The organism is Sphingomonas sp. BAUL-RG-20F-R05-02 (assembly GCF_022662305.1).
Taxonomy (GTDB): Bacteria; Pseudomonadota; Alphaproteobacteria; order Sphingomonadales; family Sphingomonadaceae; genus Sphingomonas.
In genome coordinates, this window is sequence record NZ_JAKNQH010000005.1 from 201,120 (window position 1) to 226,065 (window position 24,946).

The following is a 24,946-nucleotide window of genomic DNA, read 5'->3' on the forward strand; positions in this document are numbered from 1 at the left end:
CCCCCTCTTCGTCGAACCAGACCACGTGCCGTGTGGCCGATCGCGTCCGGTTAGGGGCGGTGCGTGACTCGCTCATGACCGATCTGTTGCACGACTGTCACGAAACGTTGCTGGTGCGGGGCGCCAGACAGCAAAGCGGCCGCGACGCCCCCCGACGTCGCGGCCGCCTCCCGGTAGCCGATTACGATGTGCGAAGCTGGCGCTCAGGCTACGGCAGTCGCCTCCACCTCGTCGGATTCGCGCAGCACGTAACCGCGGCCCCACACCGTCTCGATATAATTGTCGCCGTCGCAGGCGAGGCTGAGCTTCTTGCGCAGCTTGCAGATGAACACGTCGATGATCTTCAGTTCGGGCTCGTCCATGCCGCCGTAGAGGTGGTTGAGGAACATCTCCTTGGTCAGGGTGGTGCCCTTGCGGAGCGACAGCAGCTCCAGCATCGCATATTCCTTGCCGGTCAGGTGGACGCGGCTGCCATCGACTTCGACCGTCTTGGCATCGAGGTTGACCGCGAGCTTGCCGGTGCGGATCACCGACTGGCTGTGGCCCTTCGAGCGGCGCACGACGGCGTGGATGCGCGCGGTCAACTCTTCGCGGTGGAATGGCTTGGTGACGTAATCGTCGGCGCCGAAGCCGAAGCTGCGCACCTTGGAGTCCATCTCGTTGATGCCCGACAGGATCAGCACCGGCGTCTGCACGCGGGCGACCCGGACCCGCTTCAGCACGTCGTAACCATGCATGTCCGGCAGGTTGAGGTCGAGCAGGATGATGTCGTAATCATACAGCTTGGCCAGATCGAGGCCTTCCTCGCCGAGATCCGTGGTATAGACGTTGAACCCCTCGGCCGAGAGCATAAGCTCGATAGCCTTCGCAGTTGTCGGCTCGTCTTCAATCAAAAGCACGCGCATCTGGCAGTTTCCCTGTCGTTCGGCGGCCCCGGACGCCCCCCTCGGCTCGGCGCACTCACTACATACTTGTTAACTGCTCTATAGATGAACGCAAAAGGTTAATGAACCGATAACCGAGCTTTTTAGCCGAGTCGCGGTTATCCCTTAGGGATTTCTACATCCTCGCCGATCACCTCGCGAAGGTAGAGGCTGCGGACAAGCGTAAAGATCACCACCAAAAGGGCGGCAGAAAAGAACAAGCCGAACAGGCCAAAAACCATGCCGATCGCTATGATAACAAACAAGGTTACGGCGGGCGGGATGGCGATCACACGGTTCTGCACATAGGGCGTGATGAAGTTGGTCTGCACCAGTCGCACCACCGCATAGGTGACGAGCGCGCCGACCAGCGGGCCGGTGCCGACCGCAGCGCCCAGGCCCAAAGCGGGTAACATCGCCGCGGTCGGCCCGATATACGGCACGAATTCGCTGAGCGCGGCGAGCAGGCCGAGCGCTGCCCACGACGGCACGCCCGAGATCCACAGGCCGAAGCCGACGAGCAGCCCCATCGTCGTCATCAGGATCAACTGCGCGCGCAACCACAGCCGCAGATTGTGCTCGACGTCCGACAGCGCGTCGGAGATCGCCGGGCGGATCGTCTTCGGCACCATCAGCAGCAGGCCGTGGACGTAGACCTTGGGTTCGGCGGCGAAGAACAACGCGCCGACCATCAGCAACAGGCAGTTGAGGATCAACTCGCCGCCGCCGGTCACCAGTCCGCCGATGTCGCGCGCCACGCGCGAGCCCGCGAACGCCGCCTGCACCGCATCGACGATCTTGGCGCCGACCGGCGTCTGCGACATGTACGCGCCGAGCTGCTGGAGCAGCGAGGGCAGCCGCAGCACCAGCGCGTTTACCTGCTGCCCGAACTGCACGCCGAACAGCCACACCAGAAACGCTGCCGCCGCCAGCACGGTCGCGAAGGCAAGCCCGAGCCCGGCGCGCTGCGACAGTTTCAGCCGCCTCGTATAAAGGTCGGCGAAGGCATGGATCACGATCGCGCCGAGGATCGCGCCGAACGCGAGGATCAGCAGATCGCCCGCCTTCCACAGCGCCACGACCACGGCGGCGATGAGGATAAGGATCACGACGCGGCGGATGAACCGTGTGTCGTCGGCGTCCGGGCGGAGGCGGTTCATGGTGTCGGCGTAACGCAGAGGTTGCGGAACCGCTCCGTCAGGAAGGCGATCAGCGTCTCGACCCGCGCGGGCCGCAGGTTGCTGGGCGGGGTCATCAGGTGGAGCGCGATCGGCGGGAGCGACCAGTCGGTCAGGATCGCCTCGACCGTACCGGCGGCAAGATCGCCGCCGACGATGAAATCGGGCAGCAGCGCGATGCCGACACCGGCGCGCAGCGCGGGCAACATCGCGTCGCCGCTGTTGGAGCGCATCGGCCCGCTCGGCCGCACCGCCGCTTCCTCGCCGTTCGGGCCGGTGAAGCGCCACGGGCCGGACACGTTGGTATAGCCGAGACAGGCATGTTCGCCGAGTTGCGCCGGATGGGTCGGCCGGCTGTGTCGTTCTAGATAGGTGGGGGCTGCGACGACATAGGTGCGGATCGGCCCCAGTCTGCGCGCGCGCAGGGAGGAGTCTGGCAGATTGGCGATGCGCAAGGCGACATCGATGCCCTCCGCGACGATATCGACGCGCGAGTCCGACAGGTTGAGATCGATCTCGATGCCGGGATGCTCGGCGAGGAAGTCGGCCAGCATCGGCGCCAGTTGCACCATGCCGAGCGTCATCGGTGCGGTCATGCGGATCAGCCCGGCGGGGGCGGTGGCGGCATCGCGCGCGGCTTCCTCGGCGGCCTCGGCGTCGGCGAGGATGCGACGCGCGTGTTCGGCGAGGCCGGTGCCGCTTTCGGTCAGCGTCAACTTGCGCGAGGTGCGGTGGAACAGTGACTGGCCGAGCCGCGCCTCCAGCCGGCTGATCGCCTTGGATACGGTCGCCTTGGAGGTGCCGATCGCATCCGCCGCCGCGCTGAACGAGCGGTGTTCGACCACGCTTGCGAAAATCGCCCAGGCTTCGAGATCGGGCAGGCGCATGGCTAAAACTCCTTCCGCGCTTTGCTTAGCTGCCGAAACGATCGGTTTCCAGCGTTTCCATTTACGGCGCGATAGGAACGCCTATCTTGGCCGCAACAGAGATCCCCAAGAGGAACGCCGCCATGATCGAGAAACGATCGTTCGAGAGCCTGGGCCATGCCGATCACGGCTGGCTCAACGCACGCCACCATTTTTCTTTTGCCGATTATTACGATCCCGCCCGGATGGGCTGGGGTGCGATCCGCGTGTGGAACGACGACGAGATCGCCGCCAACAGCGGTTTCCCGCCGCACCCGCACCGCGACATGGAGATCATCACCTATGTTCGCTCCGGCGCGATCACGCACCAGGATTCGATGGGTAATCAGGGCCGCACCGGCGCTGGCGACGTGCAGGTGATGAGCGCGGGCACCGGGGTGCGCCACGCCGAATACAATCTGGAGGGCGAGAAGACCACGCTGTTCCAGATCTGGATCGAACCCAAGCGCAAGGGGGGATCGCCAAGCTGGGGTGCCAAGCCGTTTCCGAAGGACGATCGCAGCGGCCAGTTCGTCACCCTCGCCAGCGGCTTCCCGGAGGATGCCGGCGCGCTGCCGATCCGTGCTGACGCGCGTCTGCTCGCTGCCAGCGTAAAGGCGGGCGAGACGATCACCCACACCGTCGCCGCCGGCCGCCACGTTTATCTGGTGCCCGCCACCGGCGCGGTTGAGATCGCCGGACAGCGCTACAACGCTCGCGATGGTATCGCCATCGGCGGCGGTGCTGCCGAGACGGTCGCGATCACCGCGATCGAAGACGCCGAGCTGGTGCTGGTCGATTCCGAGTAAGTTTTCACCTCTTTACAACGAAGGAGCGTTCCATGGCTAAAGTCCTCGTCCTTTATTACTCGTCCTACGGCCATATCGAGCAGATGGCCGATGCCGTCGCCGAGGGCGCGCGCTCGGCCGGGGCCGATGTCGACATCCGCCGCGTGCCCGAAACCGCGCCGCAGGCGGTGGTCGAGGCGGCGCACTTCAAGACCGATACCGCGCATGCGGAGATCGAGAGCGTCGACAAGCTCGCTGAATATGACGCGATCGTGATCGGTGCGCCGACCCGCTTCGGCCGGATGCCGAGCCAGATGGCCTCGTTCCTCGATCAGGCTGGCGGCCTGTGGTACAGTGGCGCGCTGGTCGGCAAGGTCGGCGGTGCGTTCACCTCGACCGCGAGCCAGCATGGCGGGCAGGAGACAACGCTGTTTTCGATCCTGACCAACCTGCTGCACTTCGGCATGACCATCGTCGGGCTGGACTATGGCTATCAGGGTCAGATGGGCGTCAAGGAAGTCCACGGCGGCACGCCGTACGGTGCCAGCACGCTTGCGGACGGTGACGGCAGCCGCCAGCCGAGCGACGTCGATCTCGGCGGTGCGCGTCATCAGGGCAAGCGCATCGCGGAAGCCGCGGCGAAGCTCGCCGGCTGATCCGATACCCGAGACTGGTAAAGGCGCGGCGCGAGGGTGCCGCGCCTTTTTTTGTCCGCCTACCGGCGCCGGCGCCGCACCAGCGGGGTCGGTGTGGGTGTCGGCAGCGGCTGGACGAAGTAGCTCTGCGGTAGTCCGTTCAGATAGGCCGAGCCCGGTGGCGGCAAGACCGGCGCGGGGGCAGGCACCACTGGCTGGATCACGCCGATCCAGCCGTCGGCAACGTCGCGGATCTGCGGATTGCCGGGAAAGTCGCCGCGCGCGCGGGCAAACAGGAGCCGCGCGCGGGCCGCGCCGGGCGTGTTGATCGATGCGCCGACCCAGCGCCAGTGCCACGGCTCCCACGTCACGCCCTGCGTGTTGCCGGCGGGGAATGACAGCTCGAAGCCGTATTCCGGCGCGTGCGCGAGCAGCCACAGGCCCGCCGCGGTACGCGCGAAGCACGGGTTGACGTCGCGACACCCGCCGCTCGGGCGCAGGCCGAAGTCGATCGCATAGCCGGTGGCATGTTCGCTGTGCCCCGGCGGCGCGACCGAACGCGCGCGCTCGGCGGCGTCCTTGCATGCCTTGCGCGGCCCGATCTGGCTGCAGAACACGCCGTGCTGGTAGGCGATCGTGCGATAGCACGACACGCCGCGCAGCACGTTGCCCACGCCCGGTGCGGCGGTGGCCGCGGTCAGCATCCGCGCCAGATCCGGCGCGGCGTCGCGTTGTACGTGGCACGGTTGGCCCAGCGCGAAGCCGGCGGGCGCGGACACCAGATCGCTTATCGGCGCCTCGCGGTACGGGATATGGCCGAGCACGCGCCCGTCCGCGCCGGGCGTAACCCATTGGCCGGAGCAAAGCTGTTCGGGCGTCGCTGCCATTGCGAGCGCCGGCGTGGCGAGTGTCGCCCAGGCCAGCAGCGTCTTCGTACGTTTCGTAAACCACCGCATGTGCGACTGCTCTGGCATGCGGGCGCTTGCGGTGGCAAGACGGCTTCATGCTTGCAAATCATGTTCTCTTTCTCGACGGCGAGGCGCTCGTCATCGACAAGCCCGCCGGGCTTCCAGTCGATCGTCCGCGTGACGGCTCGATCAGCCTCGAAAACCATATGGACGGGCTGACGTTCGGCTTCAAACGCTGGCCCCACCCGGTCCACCGGCTCGACCGCGATACGTCGGGCTGCCTGCTGCTGTCGCGCAATCCCAAGGCGCACGCGCGGCTGCAACAGGCGTTCGAACAGGGGCGGGTGCAGAAACGCTACCTCGCGGTGCTCGACGGCGTGCCGGAGGGTGAGAGCGGGCTGATCGACCTGCCGCTGCTGAAGGTCAGCACGGCCGAAACCGGCTGGCGGATGCAGGGCGATCCCGCCGGCAAGGCATCGCGCACCGGCTGGCGCGTGCTGGCGGTGCGGGACGGCCGCGCCTTCGTCGAGTTCACGCCCGAAACCGGCCGCACGCATCAGATCCGCGTCCACGCCGCCGAAGCGCTGGGCGCGCCGGTGGTGGGCGACCCGATCTACGGAAGCGGTGGCGGTGAAACCTTGCTCCACGCCGCCGCGCTCACGATCCCGCGCGAGGGCAAGGAGCCGATCATCGCCGAGGCGCCACTGCCCGAGCGGTTTTTGAAAGCCGGGTTCGGTGGCTGATTACGACCTGCCCGAGGATGCGATCGAGGAGCGTTTCCTCGCCGCGACCGGGCCGGGCGGACAGAACGTCAACAAGGTGGCGACCGCGGTGCAGTTGCGCGTCGACGTGTTCAAGCTCGGGCTCCAGCCGTGGGCGTACCAGCAGTTGAAGACGATCGCCGGCAGCCGGATGACATCGGCCGGCGAACTGCTCATCACCGCGCGCCGCTACCGCACGCAGGACGCCAACCGCGCCGATGCACGCGAACGCGTGGGTGAGATGCTCGCGCAGGCGCACGAACGCCAAGCACGGCGGGTCAAGACCAAGCCAAGCAGGGCGGCCAAGGCGCGGCGGGTGGACGCGAAGAAGGGGCGCAGCGTGGTCAAAGCCGGACGTGGGCGGGTTTCGACGGAGTGAGGGAGGCTGGTTGCTTTCGCTCAAAGGCGGCTGTCGGAGGGACAGTCGCCTTGCCCCGTCGGCGGTCGCCCGTTGCAGCCGGTCAAAACGCGACAAACTCAACGCCTCGTGACGCAACGACCGGAGGTACCTTAAAAGATTGCTCTTCAATCGATGGAGTCGACTGCCGATAACGACGCCTTAACCTTACTATAGTTAAATCGGGACAAGCGGCGCTCCGTCGTAGTTGAGCCAGACGTGACAGAAATCCTCACCTCGCCCGCGCAGCGGTTACCAAGTCGCGACAGAGGGTGGCTGACGGCAGGCGTGCCGTATTGGCAGCTGATCGCTATCTTATTTTTCGCCTTGGCGTATCGGGCGGCCACCTTCGGCGACCCGATACTCGACTATGACGAGCAGCTCTACCTGACGATCGGCGACAGACTTTTGCACGGCCATCTTCCGTACGTCGAGATGTGGGACAGGAAACCGCCGGGCCTGTTCGCCATTTACGCGATGATCCGCTTGATGGGCGGTACGGGATTTGTGCAATACCAAGTCGTCGCGGCACTTTGCGCGGGTGCGACGGCAGCGCTGATCTACACCATGTCCCGTCGTAGCACGAGCGTCCGCGCATCGCTGATCATCTCCGTCGCCTATCTTCTTTTCCTCAATCCGTTGCATGGCGCAGGCGGACAATCGCCGGTCTTCTACAACGTGCTGACCGCCTTCGAGGCGTGGCTGACGCTAAAGGCTGGAGACAGCCAGCGACCCCGAATGGTGATCCTTTATGCGCTGGCCACGATGGTCATCGCAGGCGTTGCGATCCAGTGCAAATACACGCCGTTCGTCGAAGGCGTCTATTTCGGGCTGATTTTCCTGGTCCGTTTTCATCGCATCGGCATACCCGTCCGCATGATCATCGGGATCGGGGCGGCAATGGTGGGATTGGCAGTCCTGCCTACGCTGATTGCCATGACCATCTACTGGCGGCTGGGTCATCTCGACGCCTTCGTGCAAGCTAATTTCGTTTCAGTGTTTGCGCGTCACCCGTTCCCGCCCGAGCGGCGCAGTCAGCAGCAGATGCTGATCGCGACAATCGGTGGTCCGCTCCTGCTGATGGCAGTTTTCAAGCTTACCCGCGTTTGGCGCAACTTTGGCCTGGCGAGATCGGTCGATTTTTCGGTGCTCGCGGGCTGGTGCGTCGCTGCCCTGATCGGCTTCTCGATGCTCGGTGATTTTTTTGACTTTTACTTCATAACGGTGCTGCCGCCGCTGCTGGTGTTTATCGCACCGTTTGTCGATTTGCCGGGTAGGAAACGTGCCGTGATCATCGGCTTCCTTCTCGTCTGGCCGTTCGTCCTCTCGCCGCCACGATGGGGCCTTGCCGCTCAACACAGCGAGGCAATGGCGACGCTTGTGGGAGCGATAAGGCCATACATCGCCGACGGACGATGCCTATACGTCTATGACGGTCCGACTTCGCTGTATTTCTTGACGAAGGCGTGCGTGCCCACCAGGTTCATCTATCCCGATCATCTCACCAACCCGACCGAAACGCCTGCACTCGGCATAGATCCCGTGGCTGAGGAGAGCAGGCTGCTGGCGACGCGCCCGGGAGCGATCGTTTTTGCAGACACCCCTCTGGTGCCGCGCGTGGATGTCGCGACGCGCGCCGTGCTGCTAAAGGTGCTGAAAAGGGATTACATCCGGGTTTCGCGGGTGACGATCGACCGCACCTACGACGTTTTCGCACTACGAGATTTGCATCCTGGGGCCGGGCTGTTGCCCGGCGCTCCGATAAACCCACGCTGACAGTCCGCCGAGGCGCTACTTTGGGCGCTCTTTCAAAGCCCCTTGCACCCTACGAAGTGCTCCGAGGCACCCTGCGGCGTTGTACGTACCGTTCCTCGAAGCGGCCCTTCTGCGTCCCACCCCGTCCTAGACCGGCACGGGAGGCTCCCATAGTTCGATCGGATTGCTTTCGGGATCATGGATGCGGGCGAAGCGGCCCGCTTCCGGCGAGTCCCACGCCGGATCGGTTGTCACTGCGATGCCTGCCGCGTTTAGGCGCGCCAAGACGGCGTCGAGATTGTCCACCCGCAGGTTGAGCAGCCACGGTTTGTCCGCCGGCCAATAGTCGGTGCTGCTGCCGAACGGCAGGAACATGGTCGGGCCGGCGGCCTGCCGCCACGGGTCATAGCCTTCGCCACCGACACCGAGATGGGTGCGATACCAGCCCCGCAGCGCCCCAGGGTCGCGGGCGCGAAAGAAGAAGCCGCCGATGCCGGTCACTGTCATATCGTCCCTCCTGTTTCCTCAGCGTGGCACCGGCCCCGCGAACGTGACGAGGCTTTCCGAACCATCCGCCGCCAGCGCGCCGACGCCGACGAACGTGTCGTCGATCACCACGCCCTTCAGCACTTGCGCGGTTTCGTTCGGGCCCACGTCGCGCGCCTGCTGCCAGTCCTGCGCGTCGTTACGGCGCCAGTGGACGCGGTAGCCGGCGGCACCCACCACCGGCGCCCACGCCACGCGCGTATCGCTGCCGAGCGCGCCCGCCACCGTCACGCCCGATGGCGCGGCCGGCGCAGCGGCGAGGCGGCGGATCGCGGCGACGTTGATCGCAGTGACTTTGGCCAGATAGGCGAAGTCCATCTTGTCGGCGGTGTCGCCATATGCCTTGCCGTTTTCGGTGCGCAGGTCTTGATGCTGCGCGTCGTAATTCTCCACCCCGACGCTGAAGCGCACCGCCGGATAGCCGAGCTTGAGGAACGGTTCGTGATCGCCGCCGCGCCCGAACCGGTCGGGCCGGCGATCGACCAGCACGTCGAGCCCGCCGGGCAGGGTGCCGGCGACACCGTCCACCAGCTTGGCGAGCGAGCGGGAGGGCGAATCATCCTCGCCGCCATTGGCGCGGCGGGCGAGTTGCGCTGGCAGATCGTCGGCGGCGCGGATGCCTTCGGAGAACACGCGCACGCGGTCCGCCACACGGGTGCCATCGGTGCCGATCGTGTTGCCGACGATGTCGTTGTTGAACATCGCCGAGGCGGTCCAGCCTTTTTCCTTGGCGGTGTCGGCGAGCAACTGGCCGCCCCACAGCCCCTGTTCCTCGCCCGAGAATACCGCGTAGACGATGGTCGCGCGGAACTTCTGCTTCGACAGGATGCGCGCCGCCTCCAACACCAGCGCCACGCCGGAACCGTCGTCGTTGGCGCCGGGCGCGTCGGCGGTGGCGTTCATCACGTCGGTGACGCGGCTGTCGATATGCGCGCCGACGATGATGACCCGCTTGGGATCCGTGCCCTGCTGGAAGCCGAGCACGTCGACGATCTGCACGCCCCCCGGCGCACGCGGGCCGGTGAAGGTGCGCGCGATGTTGGCGACGGTGATGCAGCCGCCGCACGCATCGGCGATGTGGGTGAACTCCGCGCCGACCCATGCCCGCGCCGCGCCGATGCCACGTTTCGGGTCGTCGGGGGAGGTGAGGGTATGGCGCGTGCCGAAACTGACCAGCTTGTCGACGGTCGCCCTCAGCCGGGCGGGATCGGGCGTTTCATCCGCCGCGAAGGCGGGGGTGGCGAGGAGCAGGGCGGCGAGGGAAAGGTAGCGCATAAGCGGCATCGTGCCGCGATCCGCGCGTCGCTTCAAGCCGCGCGCCACGCCCCTGACGCAAGATCCTCCAGCGTCCAGTCACCGATGCTCCACCGCACCAGCCGCAGCGTGGGGTGACCGACCGCCGCCGTCATCCGCCGCACCTGCCGGTTGCGCCCCTCGCGGATGGTCAGGCGTAGCCAGCGATCCGGCACGCTCGCACGGTAGCGGATCGGCGGATCGCGCGGCCATAGCGCGGGCGGATCGATGCGTTCGGCCTCCGCAGGGCGCGTCATCCCGTCCTTGAGGCGGACCCCGGTGCGTAAGGCGTTCAGCGCGGCCTCATCGGGTTCGCCCTCGAGCTGCACCAGATACGTCTTGGGCAGCTTGAACTTCGGATCGGCGATACGTGCCTGTAAGCGGCCTTTGTCGGTGAGCAGCAACAGCCCCTCGCTGTCGCGATCGAGCCGACCGGCCGGATATACGCCGGGCACGTCGATAAACGCGGACAGCGTCGCACGCATCGTCTCGCTGCCACGATCGGTGAACTGGCTGAGCACGTCATACGGCTTGTTGAACAGGATGAGGGTCACGCAGGCGCGATCAACTCAGCCGGTCGATCGCCTCGCGGGTCAGCGAGCCGGGGACGATCATCAGCGGAACCGGCAGTGAGCCCGAATCGCTGGAGAAGTGCGCGATCAGTGGGCCGGGCGTACCGTGCGCGGCGGCACCCAGCACGAGGGCGGCGATGTCGGGGCTGTCCGCGATCATCTCGCGGATGATCTTCGGTCCATCGCCCTGCCGCACCGTGATCGACGGACGCAGGCCGGACTCCTCCAGCAGCGTACCGGCCGCACCCGCCACCAACCCCTCGGCGTGAAGGCGCGCCTCCTCCTCGATCGTCGCCTGCACGCCGCCGAAGGGAATGAACTCCTGCGGCTCGATCAGCGCGAGGATCTCGACGCCGCCGCCGGTCTTCACCGCGCGCCGCGCCGCGAAGCGCAACGCGATCCCGCTTTCGGGATTATTGTCGATCACAACCAGATAGATGCGCATGTTTGCCCCCGAACGGCGCTGAATACACCGTTGATTGCCCCTCGCGGCCGCTGCGTGCAAGTGCGCGTGCGCGGATGCCCGTGTCGATCATGGTCTTGACCGGGCGCGGATCGGGCGCGAGAGACACGTCAGCCCCAGGATTCGATTTCAAGGACGACTTCATGCCGATCGAGATCAAGATGCCCGCTCTCTCCCCGACGATGGAGGAGGGCACGCTCGCAAAGTGGCTGGTCAAGGAAGGCGACACCGTAAAGTCGGGCGATCTGCTCGCCGAGATCGAGACCGACAAGGCGACGATGGAGTTCGAGGCGGTCGACGAAGGCACGATCGGCAAGCTGATGGTTGCCGAGGGCACCGAAGGCGTGAAGGTCGGCACCGTGATCGCGGTGATGGCCGGTGACGGCGAGGATGCCGGTGCCGCATCCGCCGCGCCCGCACCGAAGGCCGAAGCGCCTGCCGCCGCCGCACCGAAGGCCGAGGCTGCTCCGGCACCCGCGCCTACTCCCGCCGCCGCCCCCGCGCCGAAGGCCGAGGGGGATCGCCTGCGCGCCAGCCCGCTCGCCCGCCGCCTCGCCGCCGAGAAGAATATCGACCTCGGCTCGGTAAGCGGCAGCGGACCGCGCGGTCGTATCGTCAAGGCCGATCTCGACGGTGCCAAATCGGGCACTGCCGCCAAGGCCGCTCCGCAGGCCGCCGCCGCACCGACACCGAGCGCCGCACCGGCATCGGCCCCTGCCGCGCCGGCCTATGGCGTGCCCGATATCCCGCACACCGCCGACAAGCTGTCGAACGTGCGCAAGGTGATCGCGCGCCGCCTGACCGAATCGAAGCAGCAGGTTCCGCATATCTACCTCACCGTCGACATCCGGCTCGACGCGCTGCTCAAGCTGCGTGGCGAACTCAACGCCGGGCTCGCCGCGCGCGGCGTCAAGCTGTCGGTCAACGATCTGCTCATCAAGGCGCTCGGCGTCAGCCTGATGCAGGTGCCCAAGTGCAACGTGATGTACACGCCCGACCAACTCATCAGCTTCAGCCGCGCCGACGTGTCGGTGGCGGTGAGCGTGCCGGCCGGCCTCATCACGCCGATCATCAAGGGTGCCGACACCAAGGGCGTGGCGGCGATCTCGACCGAGATGAAGGATCTCGCCGGCCGCGCCAAGGAAGGCAAGCTCAAGCCCGAGGAGTTCCAGGGCGGCACCGCATCGCTGTCGAACATGGGCATGATGGGCATCAAACATTTCGAGGCGGTCATCAATCCGCCGCAGGGCATGATCATGGCGATCGGCGCGGGCGACCAGCGCCCGTACGTGATCGACGGTCAGCTCGGCATTGCCACGGTGATGTCGGCGACCGGCAGCTTCGATCACCGCGCGATCGACGGGGCGGACGGTGCGCAGTTGATGGCGGCGTTCAAGACGCTGGTTGAATCGCCGCTGGCGATGCTCGCGTAACCACGCGATGCGCCGGACGATCGTCGAACTGATCTTTCTGGCCATCGGCCTGGGCGTGGCGGCGATTATCGCGTCGCTGGCGTCCTGGGCGGTGCCGGGGATCGGCCGGACGATCTGGATGATCGCCTATGTCGTCATGGCGATCGACGTGCTGCTGCGGATCATGCCGATCCGCCGCGCATGGGTACGCGACCGCGCCGCCCGGCAGGGGGTGCCGCATGGCGACGGCTGAGCGCCTCTTGCCCGCTGGCGAACCGGTGCTGCGCCTCACCGCGATGGCGGCGGACGCCAATCCGTACGGCACGATCTTCGTCGGCTGGCTGATGGGGCAGATGGCGCTCGCCGCCGGCTCGGTCGCCTCACGCCACAGCGGCGCGCGCGCACCGGTGGTGGCGGCGGACGGCTTCACCTTCACCGCGCCCGTGCAGGTCGGCGACGAGGTGTCGGTGTACGCCACGATCGTCGCCACCGGGCGTACCTCGATGACGGTGGCGGTCGAGATCGTCCGGCGTGACCGCCACGGCGAGCATACCGAGCGCGCCGCGCAGGGCCGCTTCGTGCTGGTGGCGATGGCCGAGGACGGCCGCCCCAAGGCCCTTAACAGCGACGTTCAAACTTCCGATATCAAGCCGCTTCTTGAAGGAAACCCAAGTGTCTGACACCTACGATCTCGTCATCCTCGGTTCCGGCCCCGGCGGCTATGTCGCGGCGATCCGCGCGGCCCAGCTCGGCCTCAAGACCGCCATCGTCGAGCGCGAGCGGCTCGGCGGCATCTGCCTCAACTGGGGTTGCATCCCGACCAAGGCGCTGCTGCGCACCTCGGAAATTTACCACTATATGAGCCACGCCAAGGATTACGGGCTCAAGGCGGACAACATCGGCTTCGATCTGGAGGCGGTAACGCAGCGCAGCCGCAAGGTGGCGGGGCAATTGAACGCCGGCGTCAAAGGCCTGATGAAGAAGAACAAGGTCACCGTGGTCGAGGGCCTCGGCGCGCTCACCGCCAAGGATACGATCGTCGTCACCCAGGGCGACCAGAAGACCGAACTGAAGGCCAAGCACATCATCGTCGCCACCGGCGCACGCGCCCGCGACCTGCCGTTCGCCAAGGCCGACGGCAAGCGCATCTGGACGTACCGCCACGCGATGGTGCCGCCCGAAATGCCGACCAAGCTGCTGGTGATCGGTTCGGGCGCGATCGGCGTCGAATTCGCGAGCTTCTACAACGACATGGGCGCGGACGTGACCATCGTCGAGATGCTGCCGCGCATCCTGCCGGTCGAGGACGAGGAAGTCTCCGCGTTCATGGACAAGGCGTTGACCAAGCAGGGCATTAAGCTGCTCACCAACACCGGCCTGGACGCTCTCGACGTGACCGACAGCGGTGTGACAGCCAAGATCAAGGGCAAGGACGGGCAGGTCACCTCGGCCGAGTTCAGCCACGTCATCGTCGCGATCGGCATCGTGCCAAACACCGAGAACATCGGTCTGGAAGCGCTCGGCATCGAAACCGATCGCGGCCACATCAAGGTCGACGGCCATGCGCGCACCAACGTCGAGGGCGTGTACGCGATCGGCGACGTGACCGGCCCGCCGTGGCTGGCGCACAAGGCAAGCCACGAGGGCATCGTCTGTGTCGAGGCGATCGCGGGGTTGAAGCCGCACGCGTTCGAAACGTGGAACATCCCGGGCTGCACCTATTCGCGCCCGCAAGTCGCGAGCGTGGGGCTGACCGAGGCCAAGGCCAAGGACGCCGGCCACGAGGTCAAGGTCGGCAAGTTCCCGTTCATCGGCAACGGCAAGGCGATCGCGCTCGGCGAGGCGGAAGGTTTCGTCAAGACGGTGTTCGACGCCAAGACCGGCGAGTTGCTCGGTGCGCACATGGTCGGCGCGGAGGTGACCGAGCTGATCCAAGGCTATGTCATCGCCCGTCAGCTCGAAACCACCGAGGCTGAGCTGATGGAGACGGTGTTCGCGCACCCGACCCTCTCGGAAATGATGCACGAGAGCGTGCTCGGCGCCTACGGCCGCGCGATCCACATCTGATGCGACGTGGCGCGGCGGCTCTTGCGCTGGCCGCCGCGCCGGCCTTGCTCGGCGCGGCGGCGCCTGCGCCGGTGGATTATGCGGGCGATGCCAAGGCGCTCGATGCGCTGATCGTCGCCAATTACGCCTACCTCGATCGCTTCCCCGGTGGCGCTGCACCGGCATCGGCGAAGCTCGCCGCCGAGCGGGACGCGGTGCATGACGGCGACAGCCTGCTCCGTTACGCCGAGGATGCGCTGACCGCGCTGGCCGACCATCACGCGATCACCGGTGCGTCGTTCAAGGACGATTGGGCGGTCGTGCCGAGCTATGCCGATCTTTGGATCGTCGCGTCGGGAAGCGGTTACGTCGTCAACGCCGTTCGCGATGGCACGCCGGCCGCGCGGGCGGGCATCGTGGCGGGCGACCGTCTGGTCGGGGTCGGCGGCGTGCCGATCGCTGAGGCGGTGGCGGGGTTGTGGTCGCCGCTCGGGCTAGACGCCGCGGGCGAACGCGGCGCTTATGCCGCGCGCGTGCTGGCGGCTGGGCGGCGCGACCGGCCGCGCGTGCTGACGGTGTCGCATGGCGGTGTCGCGCGGGCGCTCACATTGCCGAGCCTGTACGAAGCGCAACCCGATCAGCCGCCGCTGACGGTCACCGGCACGACGATCCGCTTCAACAACTCGCTTGGAGACTCCGCGACGATTGCGGCTTTCGATTTGGCAATGGCCGCACTGCCCGCCGACACACCCGTAACGCTCGACCTGACCGACACGCCGAGCGGCGGCAACACCAGCGTCGCGCGCGCGGTGATGGGCTGGTTCGTGACCAGGCCGAGCGCCTACCAGATCCACAACCTTCCCGCCGAGGAGCGCGAAACCGGCATACCGCGCCAATGGATCGAACAGGTCCTGCCGCGCGCGGGCAAATATCACTCCGGCCCGGTCAAGGTGCTGGTCGGCCGCTGGACGGGCAGCATGGGCGAGGGGCTGGCGATCGGTTTCGCCGCGTTCGGCCAGCTGGTGTGCGGCACGCGCATGGCGGGCTTGCGCGGTGCGGTCTACGATTTCCCGCTGCCGTCGAGCGGGCTCGTCGTCAAGTTCCCGGCTGAGCGGCTGTACACGGTGGACGGCACCCCGCGCGAAAGCTTCGTGCCGCGCCCGGCCTCCGCATGCCGATGACGGCCGCGCGTAGCGTCGCGTTTGCGGCGGCGGTGCTTTTACTGCTTCAGCTTGGCCTGTGGTGGCCGGGCGTCGCGATGTTCGACACGATCGGTCAATATGCGCAGGTGCTGAGCGGCGCTTACGACGACTGGCACCCGCCGATCATGGCGCGGCTGTGGGCGGTGCTGCACCCACTCGGGGCAGGTGGCGCGGCGATGTTCGCAGGCCAGGCGGCGACCTATTGGCTCGGACTTGGCCTGATCGCAGCGGCGCTGGCGCGGGCGGGAAGCGTACGCAGCGGCTGGGCGGTGATCGCCGTGGGGACGCTGCCGCTGTTCGTGGCATGGCAGTCCGTGATTCTAAAGGACGCGCAGATGCTCGGCGCGATGCTGGCGGCGGTCGGCATCGTCGCGCGCGCGCGGTTGGGTGGACGCGCGCTGTCGCTGCCGGGGTTGATCTCGGTTGGCGTATTGCTCGGCTATGCTGTGCTGGTGCGCACCAACGCGGTGTTCGCGGTGGTGCCGCTGGTGGTCATGCTGGTGCCGGGGCGGCGGCGCTGGGTCGCGCGGGCAGGCGCCATTGCCGGGCTGACGCTGGCCGTGTTGGCGGTGTCGCCGATCATCAACCACCGGCTGTTCGCGGCGCAGCCGACCAGCGTCGGCAATACGCTGCCGCTGTTCGATCTCGCCGGCATCGCGCATTTCGCGGGCGATGACGGCGTGCTGACCCCAGGCGAGCGCGCGCTGATCGTAACGCGACACTGTTACCAGCCGTTCTTCTGGGATCCGATCGGCAGCGCCGGGCACTGCGGGGCGATCTCCGAGCGGTTCGCGGCGGCGCCGGCGGGTGTGCTTCAACGCGGCTGGGCGGGCGCGATCCTGCGGCACCCGCTCGGCTATGCGCGGCACCGGCTTGCGCATCTCAACTCCACCACGCGCTGGCTGGTGCCATCGGGGTGGACCAGCGCGGTGCCGCCGGCGTTGTCGGAGGTCAACACGATCGGGCTCGGCACGCCCGGCAAGGTGGTGGCGCCGGTCGTCGTGGCGGCGGCGTGGATGGCGGCGACGCCGCTCGGCTGGCCGATCGCGTGGGTCGTCGTTGCGGCCTGTGTGGTGTCGATCGCCTGTGCGACGCCGCGTACGACGATCCGCGATCTTGCGCTGGCGCTCGCCATTTCGGCGCTTGCGCTGGAGGCGAGCTTCGCGGTGGTGAGCATCGCTTCGGACCTGCGCTACCATCTGTGGCCAATGCTCGCGAGTGCGCTTGCCGCGGTCCTGCTCGCTAGCGAAGGCGTGCCGCGCCGTCTTGCGCGTGGGAGCGGCTTGGCACTGCTGGCGGTGGTCGCCACCGGGCTGATCGCTCGTACGGTGCTGCCGGCGCCGCCGCCTGGCTACAGCGCGATGCTCGACTGGGATGGCCGCGCTGGACAGGTGGCCACAGGCGCGCGACAAACCCCCGGGACATAAACCAAGGGGGGCTTTACATGGTTCGCAGACTTCTTGCGGCGGCGCTGCTCGCGTGCGCCGCAACGCCGGCAATGGCGGAGAGCGTCGTCGTTACCGCCGCACACATGCTCGACGTCGCATCTGGCCGCACGCTTGACGATCCGGTGGTTGTCATCACCGATGGGCGCATCGCATCGGTGGTGACCGGCCAGAACGCGCGGCTGATCATTCCAGCCGGCGCAACGCGGATCGACCTGCCCGGCAAGACCATCCTGCCCGGCCTGATCGATATGCACGTCCACCTGACCGCGCTGGCGGAGATCGGCGGCTATACAGGGCTGAAATATACCGACAGCTTCTGGCAGGCGGTCGGCACCGCCAACGCCAAGAAGACGCTGGAGGCGGGCTTCACCTCGGTCCGCAACGTCGGGTCGGCGGATTTCGATGACGTGGGCTTGCGGCAGGCGATCGACGGCGGCTGGATCCCGGGGCCGCGCATGACCACCGCCACCTATGCGATCGGCGCGACCGGCGGCCACTGCGACGACAATGCGCTGCCGCCCAGCCTCGACAAGCAGCAGCCCTCGGTCATCAACTCGCCGGAGGAAGCGCGCGCCAAGGTGCGCTGGCTCCACAAATACGGCGCCACCGTCATCAAGATCTGCGCGACCGGCGGGGTGTTCTCGCTCGGCGACAGCGTGGGCGGGCAGCAATTGTCGTTCGAGGAGATGAAGGCGATCGCCGATGAGGCGCACATGCTCCACCTCCGCGTCGCGGCGCACGCGCATGGCGACGAGGGGATCAAGGCGGCGATCCTCGCCGGCATCGACACGATCGAGCATTGCAGCCTCGCATCGGACGAGGCGATCAAGCTGGCGATCCAGCATCACACCTGGTTCGACATGGATATCTACAACGACGATTACATCCTCGCCACCGGCACCCAGAACGGCACCGAGCAGCAGAGCCTCGACAAGGAACGCGCGATCGGCCTCAAACAGCGCCAGACCTTCCAGCGCGCGGTGAAGGCAGGCGTGCCGCTGTTGTTTGGCACCGACGCCGGCGTCTATCCGCACGGCGACAACGCCCGGCAGTTCGCGGTGATGGTGAAATGGGGGATGACGCCGCTACAGGCGATCCGCGCCGCCACGCTGAGCGCGGCCGAGGCGCTCGACAAGAGCGACGACGTCGGGCAGATCGCGGTGGGTCATTACGGCGACATCGTCGCGGTGGACAGCGATCCGCTCGCCGATGTGCGCGTGCTGGAGCATCCGGCAGCGGTCATCAAGGGCGGTGAACGGGTCAAGTAAGCTGCCGGGCGCCTCACCTCGCAGCGCTGGCGAGGTAAGGCGGCCGGTTACATCGCAGGCAATGGTGGCAACGGTCCGCGCCGCCATGCGCCGGCCATCGGCGCGTTGTCGTTTGCGGCCGGGCCGGCGAGCGGCCTCACCACCAGCCACGTCGCCAACGCGACCGCGATGAAAGCGACCGTGCCAAGCGTGTGTTGCCCGGTGAGGTCGCCGGTAATCGATAGGGCCGATGCCGCCTGGATCAACACGGCGACCCGCCACGCCCGCCGATCCTGCACGGAGATGGCCCAGGCCGCCGCGATAACCCCGGCGAGGACGAAGCCTCCCGTCGAAAGCGCGGTGGTGACCAGAGTGGCAAGCAGCGCCACCGGCAACAGCCGCACCGGCGAGATCGGTGGTCGCGCGGAGAGGCGCGCAACATACCATGCGATTGCACCGATCGTCCCGACGATGGCGAGACCGGCCACCTGCGCGTGATCGAGCGGAAGCACCGCAGTGAGCAAGGACCAAGCGTGCCCCGTGCCAAGGAATGGTCTCCACCGAAGTACTCCGAGATCGTGCGATGACGGGGCAAGCAACAGAACCGCCATTGTGAACGCCAGCCCCGGCAGCCACGTCGCGATCGGCACGCGCCGGCTGATGAGCAGCGCCACCACGAACGGCGCGAACAGCAGCGCCTGCGGTCCGCACATGAGACCTAGCCCGCACCACAGCATCATCATACCGTGGCGGCGCTGAATCGCTGCATCGAGCGCCAGCAGGCAGGGCACAGCCCACATCGCATCGCTCCGCCCGAGCAGACCTGCGTTGAGCGCCGTGGCGGGCAGCGCCAGCGTCACCGCCGCCCACCGCGCGGCATGCGGCACGTTCAGCGTCCGCAGCAACCGCCACACCGCGCCGGTCAGCGCGAGCGCACCGACGAGCGGCACCAGCATCGTCGGGTCCGGTCGCGCCAGCAGCGCGTACAGCACCGCCGCCGCAGCGAACGACAGCAGGACAGGAGGGGGCGTGATGCGTGTGGCGGACAAGGGGAGGGTTTCCGATCGGGTCGATCGAAACCATCGCACGCCCGTGGTTAGCGGGCGGTAAAAACGTGGTGGGCGTTGCCTGCGCGGTCGGCCGTTCCTATGATCGGTAGCGAGGAGCGACGTGGGGCCAGCCCACGCGTTTTCCGGCCGCAGAGCCGAACCGGCCGGGGCGATCCGGCAATCGAGAGAAGGAGCCGTCAGGTGGTCGATATCAATGAGTTCGCCAACAAGGCCAAGGGAAGCTTTGACGAGACGTTCGCCGATCCGGCGCGCAAAGCGGGCATGAAGTTCGTGGAGGGTGGCTCGAACCTGGGCCTGCGCATGCTCGATCAAGCCGAGTCGAACACGCGTGAAGCGTTCGCCGCGATGCGTCAGGTGGCCGAGGCGAAGGATCTGTCGCAGGTGATGAAGATCCAGGGCGACTTCATTCGCGAACAGAGCAACCGTTCCGTGACGCAAGCGCGCGAGATCGGCGAACTCATCATGAAGTTTGGCCGTGACGTGGTCTCACCCGAGAAAAGCGAATAGCCTTCGCTGCCTCATCCGCACGCTGGGGCATGGCGCGATCACGGAGCGCGCGTACGCTGGCGCGAAGCTTCGGGACCGCGATCGGTTATCCGGCGTTGATCACTGCTGCTTTGTAGTGGGTACGGGGCGTGTATCGTCCGGTGCGACGTCGAGCGTCGCATCGCCGCCGAGCGTGCGGTACAGCGTCACCAGATTGGCCGCCGCGGTCAGTTGCGTATCGACCAGCGACCGCTGCGACGAATAGAAGGACTGCTGCGCGGTCAGGCTCTGCAGATACGTGTCGATGCCGCCGCGATAGCGGGCGTTGGACAATTCGAAATTCTCGCGCGAGGCGGCGGTGAGCGCCTGTTGCGCGCGGCTCTGCTCCGCGATCGTGCCGCGCCGCGCCAGTGCGTCGGAAACCTCACGGAACGCGGTCTGGATTGCGCGTTCATAGGTGGCGAGCGCGACATCGCGCTGCGCGCGCGACTGTGCGACGGTTGCCTTGCCGGCGCCGGCACGGAAGATCGAATAGTTTACGCTCGGCGCCACCGAGTAGGTGAACGCGCCGCCGGTGAACAGGTTGGACAAGGCGCTCGACGCAAAGCCGGTCAGCGCGGTGAGCGAGATGGTCGGGAACAGTTCGGCGCGCGCGGCACCGATCTCGGCATTGGCCGCGCGCAATTCGTACTCGGCCTCCACCACATCGGGGCGGCGCAGCAGCACGCGGGAGTCCAGCCCGGCAGGGAGTTCGGCGACGGTCTGCCCGGCCTGCTCGATCCCTTGCGGCAACAACGCCGGATCGACCGGTGCGCCGACCAGCAGCTGCAATGCGTTCACGTCCTGCGCCAGTGCGGTTTTCTGCTCGGCCAGATCGGACAGTGCGGTCTGCAAGGTAATCTGCGCCTGCGCGAGATCGGTGCGCGGCGCGATCCCGCCGTTCAGCCGCTGCGTGGTCAGCGCGACGCTCTTCTGCGCGATGGCGGCGGTCTGCTCGGCGATGCGCAGCAGGCTTTTGTCGGAGGCATAGGTCAGCCAGCCGGTAGCGATGTCGCCGATCAAGGTGAGGCGGGTCGCCCGGGCGGTCGCCTCGGTTTCGAAATAGCGGTTCTGCGCAGCCTGCGTCAGCGAACGGACGCGCCCGAACAGATCGAGCTCGAATGCGGTAATGCCGACATTGGCGGAGAAACTGCTGGTGGTCCCGCCGAACGTGTTCGACGTGCCGGACACGACCGTACCCGTGCCACCCGTTCCGGTGCCTGTACCCGCGCCGCCGTTGCCGACTCCGCCAGCGCCCGTCCCGCCAGCTCCCGTACCGCCGGTGCCCGTACCGGTGCCGGTGCCGGTGCCGCCAGTGCCGATCCCGCCGATCCCGGTGGTGGTATTGCCGCCAGCCGAACTCGTCTGACGTCGCGAATAACTGCCCGTCGCGCCGATCTGCGGCAACAATTCGGCGCGCTGAATATGGTATTGCGCGCGCGCTGTGGCGATATTCCCCGCCGCGATGCGCAGATCGCGATTGTTGACGAGCGCCTGTTCGATGATCTTCTGGAGCCGCGCGTCGCGAAAGATGTCGCGGTAGCTGACGCTGGGCAGCGTCGCCTCGCTGCTGCGCAGATACGCGTCGCCGGTCGGCCACGACATCGGCACCGGCGGCTCCGGGCGAACGTATTTCGGCGCAAGTGAGCAGCCACCCAGCGCGGCGAGCGCGAACGCGCTCGCGACCATGCGGTTCATGCCGTCTCCTCCGGGCGGGGTTCATGGTGGAGCCGGTTGCGCACCGCCTTCAGCCCGTCGCGCGCGCCGCGCCGCACCAGCACGAAGAACAACGGGATGTAGAAGATCGCCAGGATGGTCGCGGTCAGCATCCCGCCGATCACCGCCGTGCCGATCGCCACGCGGCTGTTCGCGCCCGCGCCGGTCGAGATCGCCAGCGGCAGCACGCCGAAGATGAATGCGAAGCTGGTCATCAAGATCGGCCGCAGACGGATGCGGGCCGCCTCCAGCGCTGCCTCAATCACGCGCTTGCCCTCCTTCTCGGCCTGTTCGGCGAATTCGATCATCAGAATCGCGTTCTTGGAGGCGAGGCCCATCGTCGTCAGTAGGCCGATCTGAAGATACACGTCGTTCTGCAGCCCGCGCAGCGTCACCGCGAAGATCGCGCCGACCAGCCCCAGCGGAATGACCAGCAGCACCGCGATCGGAACCGTCCAGCTTTCGTAAAGGGCGGCGAGGCACAGGAACACCACCAGCAGCGAAATGCCGTAGAGGAACGGCGCCTGTCCGGTCGACAGCCGTTCCTGATAGGACAGGCCGCTCCAGGCCACGCTGGTGCCGGGGATCTTCGCGGCGAGATCGGTCATCACCTTCATCGCATCGCCCGAGCTTTGCCCCGGCGCCGCCTGACCCTGTATCTCGTAGGAGGAGATGCCCTGGAACCGCGCCAGCGAGTTCGGCGCGGTGTTCCAGCTCGTCGTTGCGAACGAAGAGAACGGCGCCATCGCCCCGCTCGTACCGCGCACGTACCAGCGCGCGATATCCTCGGGCCGCGAACGGTATTCCGCCTCGCCCTGGACATAGACCCGCTTCACGCGGCCGCGATCGTTGAAGTCGTTGACGTAGCTGCCGCCCCAGGCGGTCGACAGGGTGGCGTTGACCTGCGCCTGACTGAGGCCGAGCGTGCTGAGCTTGAGCGGGTCGACATCGACCTTCAACGTCGGCTGGTCGTCAAGATCGGTCGGGCGTACTGCCGCCAGCCGGTCGTCGGCGCGGGCGGCGGCGAGCAGCTTGTCGCGTGCCGCCTTGAAGTCGACCCGACTCATGCCGCTGGAGTTCTGCAGTTCGAGCGTGAAGCCGTTGCTCTGGCCGAGACCACGCACCGCGCTTGGCTGGATCGCGTAGAACTCCACGTCGCGCAACGCGCCGAGTGCCGCCGTCGCGCGCTGGGTGATGGCGGGCGCGGCGTTGGCGGTGCCCTTGCGGTCCGACCAGTCCTTGAACGCGACGAAGCCACGTCCGGAGTTCTGACCGCCGCCGGAATTGCCGCCGACACCGGCCACGGTCAGCACGCCTTCGACATTGGCCTTTTCCTGCGTCAGGAAGTATTTCTCGATCTCGCGCTGCGCTACCTGCGTCTTGTTGATCGTCGCACCCGGGGCGAGATTGTATTGGAGCGAGGCGATCCCCTGATCCTCGGTCGGTAGGAAGCCGGTCGGCAGGCGCACGAACATCAGCGCGAGGATCACAATCACGCCCGCATAGATCAGCAGGAACAGCCATTTGCGATCGATCACGCGGGTGACGGCGTTGCCATAGCGTTCGATCATCTTGTCGAAATTGGTGTTGAACCAGTCCTTCGCGCCCTGCGTATGCCGCGCGATCCAGCCGTCGTGCTTCTCCTCATCCTTGCGCTTCAGCAGCGTGGCGGTGAGGGCGGGGGTAAGCACCAGCGCGACGATCACCGACAGCACCATCGCCGACACGATCGTGACGGAGAATTGCTTGTAGATCACGCCGGTCGAGCCGCCGAAGAACGCCATCGGCAGGAACACCGCCGACAGCACCAGCGCGATTGCCACCAGCGCGACGGTGATCTCATCCATCGATCGGATCGTCGCGTCGCGCGGTGAGAGCGACGGGTCCTCGTCCATCAGACGCTCGACGTTTTCGACCACCACGATCGCGTCGTCGACGAGCAGGCCGATCGCCAGCACCAGCCCGAACAGCGTCAGCGTGTTGATCGAGAAACCGGCGATCGCGAAGATGCCGAACGTGCCGAGCAACACCACCGGCACCGCGATGGTCGGGATCAACGTCGCGCGCCAGCTTTGCAGAAACACGAACATGACGATCACGACGAGGATGATCGCCTCGATCAGCGTGATGACCACTTCGTCGACGGACAGTTTGATGAACTCGGTCGAATCCTGCGGGAACGAATAGGCGAAGCCGTGCGGGAAGCTCTTGGCCTGCCGCTGGAACTCGGCGCGGACTAGTTCGGCGGTGGACATCGCATCCGCGCCGGGGGCGAGGCTGACCGCCATGCCGGCGCCGGGGTGACCGTTGTAGCGGCTGACGATGCCGTAGCTCTCCGCGCCAAGCTGAACCGTGCCGACGTCGCTGATCCGCACCGCCGAACCGTCGGGCTGCGTCTTGACGACGATATCGCGGAACTGTTCGGGCGTTTGCAGGCGCGACTGCGCGGTGACGGTCGCGTCGAGCACCTGCGTCGGCGGGTTCGGCGCGCCGCCGACTTCACCGGCGGCGACCTCCGCATTCTGCCCCTGGATCGCGGTGATGACGTCGCTCGGCATCAGGCTGAAGCTGGCGAGCTTGTCCGGGTTGAGCCACACGCGCATCGCATATTGCGAGCCGAACACGTTGGTGTCGCCGACGCCCTTCAGCCGGCCGATCGGCTCCTGCATCTTGGAGACGAGATAATCGGACACATCCTCGTTGGTGACGCGGTTGGATGTGTCGTAGATCGCCGCCACGATCAGGAAGTCGGGGTTCGACTTGGTGACGGTCAGGCCCTGCTGCTGCACCTGTTGCGGCAGGCGGGAGACCGACTGCTGCACCTTGTTCTGCACCTGCACCTGCGCGATGTCGGGATCGGTACCCTTCTGGAAGGTGGCGGTGATCGTCACCTGCCCGCGCGAGGTGGAGCTGGACGAGAAATACAGCAGCCCGTCCAGACCGGTGAGCTGTTGCTCGATCACCTGCGTCACGCTGTTTTCCAGCGTTCCGGCGGAGGCGCCGGGGTAGCTCGCGCGGATGTTGACGGTGGGCGGGGCGACGTCGGGATATTGCTCGATCGGCAGCGTGTAGATCGCGCCGACACCCGCCAGCATGATGATGATGGCAATGACCCAGGCGAAGATCGGCCGGTCGATGAAGATGCGGGAAATCACG

24 protein-coding genes are annotated in these 24,946 nt (G+C 66.8%); 13 read left to right on the top strand and 11 right to left on the bottom strand.

Annotation, left to right across the window (positions count from 1 at the left end):
* Positions 1-203: 203 nt before the first annotated feature.
* The 3 genes from ctrA to L8F97_RS13055 all read right to left on the bottom strand — a co-directional run bounded on the left by ctrA (position 204) and on the right by L8F97_RS13055 (position 2,988).
* Positions 204-905, bottom strand: a complete 702-nt coding sequence (gene ctrA, locus L8F97_RS13045; protein ID WP_242150681.1) for a response regulator transcription factor CtrA — start codon at positions 903-905, stop codon at positions 204-206.
* Between the two features lie 137 nt (positions 906-1,042).
* On the bottom strand, positions 1,043-2,083 hold the full coding sequence (locus tag L8F97_RS13050) for an AI-2E family transporter (RefSeq protein ID WP_242150684.1): 1,041 nt from the start codon (positions 2,081-2,083) through the stop codon (positions 1,043-1,045).
* Positions 2,080-2,988, bottom strand: coding sequence for a LysR family transcriptional regulator (locus L8F97_RS13055; protein WP_242150686.1), 909 nt, complete (start codon positions 2,986-2,988; stop codon positions 2,080-2,082). Before L8F97_RS13055 ends, L8F97_RS13050 begins: the two co-directional genes overlap by 4 nt.
* 122 nt (positions 2,989-3,110) lie before the next feature.
* On the opposite strand from L8F97_RS13055, the gene L8F97_RS13060 reads away from it, so the two are divergent.
* On the top strand, positions 3,111-3,815 hold the full coding sequence (locus L8F97_RS13060) for a pirin family protein (RefSeq protein ID WP_242150689.1): 705 nt from the start codon (positions 3,111-3,113) through the stop codon (positions 3,813-3,815).
* 32 nt (positions 3,816-3,847) lie between these two features.
* Complete coding sequence (gene wrbA / locus L8F97_RS13065) at positions 3,848-4,450, top strand: NAD(P)H:quinone oxidoreductase (RefSeq protein ID WP_242150692.1); 603 nt, start codon at positions 3,848-3,850, stop codon at positions 4,448-4,450.
* Between the two features lie 59 nt (positions 4,451-4,509).
* Here wrbA and L8F97_RS13070 read toward each other — a convergent pair whose 3' ends face one another.
* Positions 4,510-5,385, bottom strand: a complete 876-nt coding sequence (locus L8F97_RS13070) for a M15 family metallopeptidase (protein ID WP_242150695.1) — start codon at positions 5,383-5,385, stop codon at positions 4,510-4,512.
* 47 nt (positions 5,386-5,432) lie between these two features.
* Here L8F97_RS13070 and L8F97_RS13075 point away from each other — a divergent pair, with 47 nt between their 5' ends.
* The 3 genes from L8F97_RS13075 to L8F97_RS13085 all read left to right on the top strand — a co-directional run bounded on the left by L8F97_RS13075 (position 5,433) and on the right by L8F97_RS13085 (position 8,271).
* Entirely contained in the window at positions 5,433-6,080 is a 648-nt protein-coding gene (locus tag L8F97_RS13075) for an RluA family pseudouridine synthase (protein ID WP_242150698.1), read from the top strand.
* A complete protein-coding gene (gene arfB, locus L8F97_RS13080; protein WP_242150701.1) occupies positions 6,073-6,477 on the top strand; it encodes an alternative ribosome rescue aminoacyl-tRNA hydrolase ArfB in 405 nt (134 codons plus the stop codon). The genes L8F97_RS13075 and arfB overlap by 8 nt, the downstream gene beginning before the upstream one ends.
* Before the next feature lie 237 nt (positions 6,478-6,714).
* Positions 6,715-8,271 carry a glycosyltransferase family 39 protein gene (locus tag L8F97_RS13085; protein WP_242150704.1) on the top strand — a complete coding sequence of 519 codons (1,557 nt, stop codon included), beginning with the start codon at positions 6,715-6,717 and terminating at the stop codon, positions 8,269-8,271.
* Between the two features lie 126 nt (positions 8,272-8,397).
* Here the strand turns inward: L8F97_RS13085 and L8F97_RS13090 are convergent, their stop codons facing one another.
* Genes L8F97_RS13090 through L8F97_RS13105 form a run of 4 tightly spaced genes read right to left on the bottom strand, consistent with a single transcriptional unit; the run spans position 8,398 to position 11,106 of the window.
* Positions 8,398-8,757 (bottom strand): VOC family protein, encoded by a 360-nt coding sequence (locus L8F97_RS13090; protein ID WP_242150707.1) that lies wholly within the window; start codon positions 8,755-8,757, stop codon positions 8,398-8,400.
* Positions 8,758-8,775: 18 nt separating this feature from the next.
* Complete coding sequence (locus tag L8F97_RS13095; RefSeq protein ID WP_242150710.1) at positions 8,776-10,071, bottom strand: M20/M25/M40 family metallo-hydrolase; 1,296 nt, start codon at positions 10,069-10,071, stop codon at positions 8,776-8,778.
* Between the two features lie 32 nt (positions 10,072-10,103).
* Positions 10,104-10,643 carry a pseudouridine synthase gene (locus L8F97_RS13100; RefSeq protein WP_242150712.1) on the bottom strand — a complete coding sequence of 180 codons (540 nt, stop codon included), beginning with the start codon at positions 10,641-10,643 and terminating at the stop codon, positions 10,104-10,106.
* Positions 10,644-10,653: 10 nt separating this feature from the next.
* A complete protein-coding gene (locus L8F97_RS13105; RefSeq protein WP_242150715.1) occupies positions 10,654-11,106 on the bottom strand; it encodes a universal stress protein in 453 nt (150 codons plus the stop codon).
* 161 nt (positions 11,107-11,267) lie between these two features.
* On the opposite strand from L8F97_RS13105, the gene L8F97_RS13110 reads away from it, so the two are divergent.
* From L8F97_RS13110 to L8F97_RS13140, 7 genes are read left to right on the top strand one after another with little or no spacing between them, the layout of a single operon-like run.
* Complete coding sequence (locus tag L8F97_RS13110) at positions 11,268-12,557, top strand: pyruvate dehydrogenase complex dihydrolipoamide acetyltransferase (protein ID WP_242150718.1); 1,290 nt, start codon at positions 11,268-11,270, stop codon at positions 12,555-12,557.
* Between the two features lie 7 nt (positions 12,558-12,564).
* Positions 12,565-12,789 carry a hypothetical protein gene (locus tag L8F97_RS13115; RefSeq protein ID WP_242150721.1) on the top strand — a complete coding sequence of 75 codons (225 nt, stop codon included), beginning with the start codon at positions 12,565-12,567 and terminating at the stop codon, positions 12,787-12,789.
* A complete protein-coding gene (locus L8F97_RS13120) occupies positions 12,776-13,216 on the top strand; it encodes an acyl-CoA thioesterase (RefSeq protein ID WP_242150724.1) in 441 nt (146 codons plus the stop codon). The genes L8F97_RS13115 and L8F97_RS13120 overlap by 14 nt, the downstream gene beginning before the upstream one ends.
* A complete protein-coding gene (gene lpdA, locus L8F97_RS13125; RefSeq protein WP_242150726.1) occupies positions 13,209-14,603 on the top strand; it encodes a dihydrolipoyl dehydrogenase in 1,395 nt (464 codons plus the stop codon). The genes L8F97_RS13120 and lpdA overlap by 8 nt, the downstream gene beginning before the upstream one ends.
* Positions 14,603-15,763 (top strand): S41 family peptidase, encoded by a 1,161-nt coding sequence (locus L8F97_RS13130; protein WP_242150729.1) that lies wholly within the window; start codon positions 14,603-14,605, stop codon positions 15,761-15,763. Before lpdA ends, L8F97_RS13130 begins: the two co-directional genes overlap by 1 nt.
* Positions 15,754-17,211: a hypothetical protein gene (locus L8F97_RS13135; protein WP_242150732.1), complete on the top strand. Its 1,458-nt coding sequence runs from the start codon at positions 15,754-15,756 to the stop codon at positions 17,209-17,211. The genes L8F97_RS13130 and L8F97_RS13135 overlap by 10 nt, the downstream gene beginning before the upstream one ends.
* 17 nt (positions 17,212-17,228) lie before the next feature.
* Positions 17,229-18,500 carry a metal-dependent hydrolase family protein gene (locus tag L8F97_RS13140; RefSeq protein WP_277924948.1) on the top strand — a complete coding sequence of 424 codons (1,272 nt, stop codon included), beginning with the start codon at positions 17,229-17,231 and terminating at the stop codon, positions 18,498-18,500.
* A 47-nt stretch (positions 18,501-18,547) separates the two neighbouring features.
* Here L8F97_RS13140 and L8F97_RS13145 read toward each other — a convergent pair whose 3' ends face one another.
* Complete coding sequence (locus L8F97_RS13145; protein WP_242150735.1) at positions 18,548-19,528, bottom strand: hypothetical protein; 981 nt, start codon at positions 19,526-19,528, stop codon at positions 18,548-18,550.
* A 201-nt stretch (positions 19,529-19,729) separates the two neighbouring features.
* Here L8F97_RS13145 and L8F97_RS13150 point away from each other — a divergent pair, with 201 nt between their 5' ends.
* Complete coding sequence (locus tag L8F97_RS13150; RefSeq protein ID WP_242150738.1) at positions 19,730-20,056, top strand: phasin family protein; 327 nt, start codon at positions 19,730-19,732, stop codon at positions 20,054-20,056.
* Positions 20,057-20,155: 99 nt separating this feature from the next.
* Here the strand turns inward: L8F97_RS13150 and L8F97_RS13155 are convergent, their stop codons facing one another.
* Both L8F97_RS13155 and L8F97_RS13160 read right to left on the bottom strand, forming a co-directional pair.
* A complete protein-coding gene (locus L8F97_RS13155; RefSeq protein WP_242150741.1) occupies positions 20,156-21,772 on the bottom strand; it encodes an efflux transporter outer membrane subunit in 1,617 nt (538 codons plus the stop codon).
* The gene (locus L8F97_RS13160) at positions 21,769-24,945 is read right to left on the bottom strand and encodes an efflux RND transporter permease subunit (protein WP_313931987.1); all 3,177 of its coding nucleotides are present in this window, start codon (positions 24,943-24,945) and stop codon (positions 21,769-21,771) included. Before L8F97_RS13160 ends, L8F97_RS13155 begins: the two co-directional genes overlap by 4 nt.
* Position 24,946 lies beyond the last annotated feature (1 nt).

Coding starts and splice junctions, on each gene's coding strand:
- L8F97_RS13070 (WP_242150695.1), bottom strand. CDS start 5,385: ATGCGGTGGTTTACGAAACGTACGAAGACGCTGCTGGCCTGGGCGACA.
- L8F97_RS13095 (WP_242150710.1), bottom strand. CDS start 10,071: ATGCGCTACCTTTCCCTCGCCGCCCTGCTCCTCGCCACCCCCGCCTTC.
- L8F97_RS13115 (WP_242150721.1), top strand. CDS start 12,565: ATGCGCCGGACGATCGTCGAACTGATCTTTCTGGCCATCGGCCTGGGC.
- L8F97_RS13090 (WP_242150707.1), bottom strand. CDS start 8,757: ATGACAGTGACCGGCATCGGCGGCTTCTTCTTTCGCGCCCGCGACCCT.
- L8F97_RS13055 (WP_242150686.1), bottom strand. CDS start 2,988: ATGCGCCTGCCCGATCTCGAAGCCTGGGCGATTTTCGCAAGCGTGGTC.
- wrbA (WP_242150692.1), top strand. CDS start 3,848: ATGGCTAAAGTCCTCGTCCTTTATTACTCGTCCTACGGCCATATCGAG.
- ctrA (WP_242150681.1), bottom strand. CDS start 905: ATGCGCGTGCTTTTGATTGAAGACGAGCCGACAACTGCGAAGGCTATC.
- L8F97_RS13105 (WP_242150715.1), bottom strand. CDS start 11,106: ATGCGCATCTATCTGGTTGTGATCGACAATAATCCCGAAAGCGGGATC.
- L8F97_RS13155 (WP_242150741.1), bottom strand. CDS start 21,772: ATGAACCGCATGGTCGCGAGCGCGTTCGCGCTCGCCGCGCTGGGTGGC.
- L8F97_RS13140 (WP_277924948.1), top strand. CDS start 17,229: ATGGTTCGCAGACTTCTTGCGGCGGCGCTGCTCGCGTGCGCCGCAACG.
- L8F97_RS13050 (WP_242150684.1), bottom strand. CDS start 2,083: ATGAACCGCCTCCGCCCGGACGCCGACGACACACGGTTCATCCGCCGC.
- L8F97_RS13120 (WP_242150724.1), top strand. CDS start 12,776: ATGGCGACGGCTGAGCGCCTCTTGCCCGCTGGCGAACCGGTGCTGCGC.
- L8F97_RS13110 (WP_242150718.1), top strand. CDS start 11,268: ATGCCGATCGAGATCAAGATGCCCGCTCTCTCCCCGACGATGGAGGAG.
- L8F97_RS13060 (WP_242150689.1), top strand. CDS start 3,111: ATGATCGAGAAACGATCGTTCGAGAGCCTGGGCCATGCCGATCACGGC.
- L8F97_RS13075 (WP_242150698.1), top strand. CDS start 5,433: ATGCTTGCAAATCATGTTCTCTTTCTCGACGGCGAGGCGCTCGTCATC.
- L8F97_RS13135 (WP_242150732.1), top strand. CDS start 15,754: ATGCCGATGACGGCCGCGCGTAGCGTCGCGTTTGCGGCGGCGGTGCTT.
- L8F97_RS13130 (WP_242150729.1), top strand. CDS start 14,603: ATGCGACGTGGCGCGGCGGCTCTTGCGCTGGCCGCCGCGCCGGCCTTG.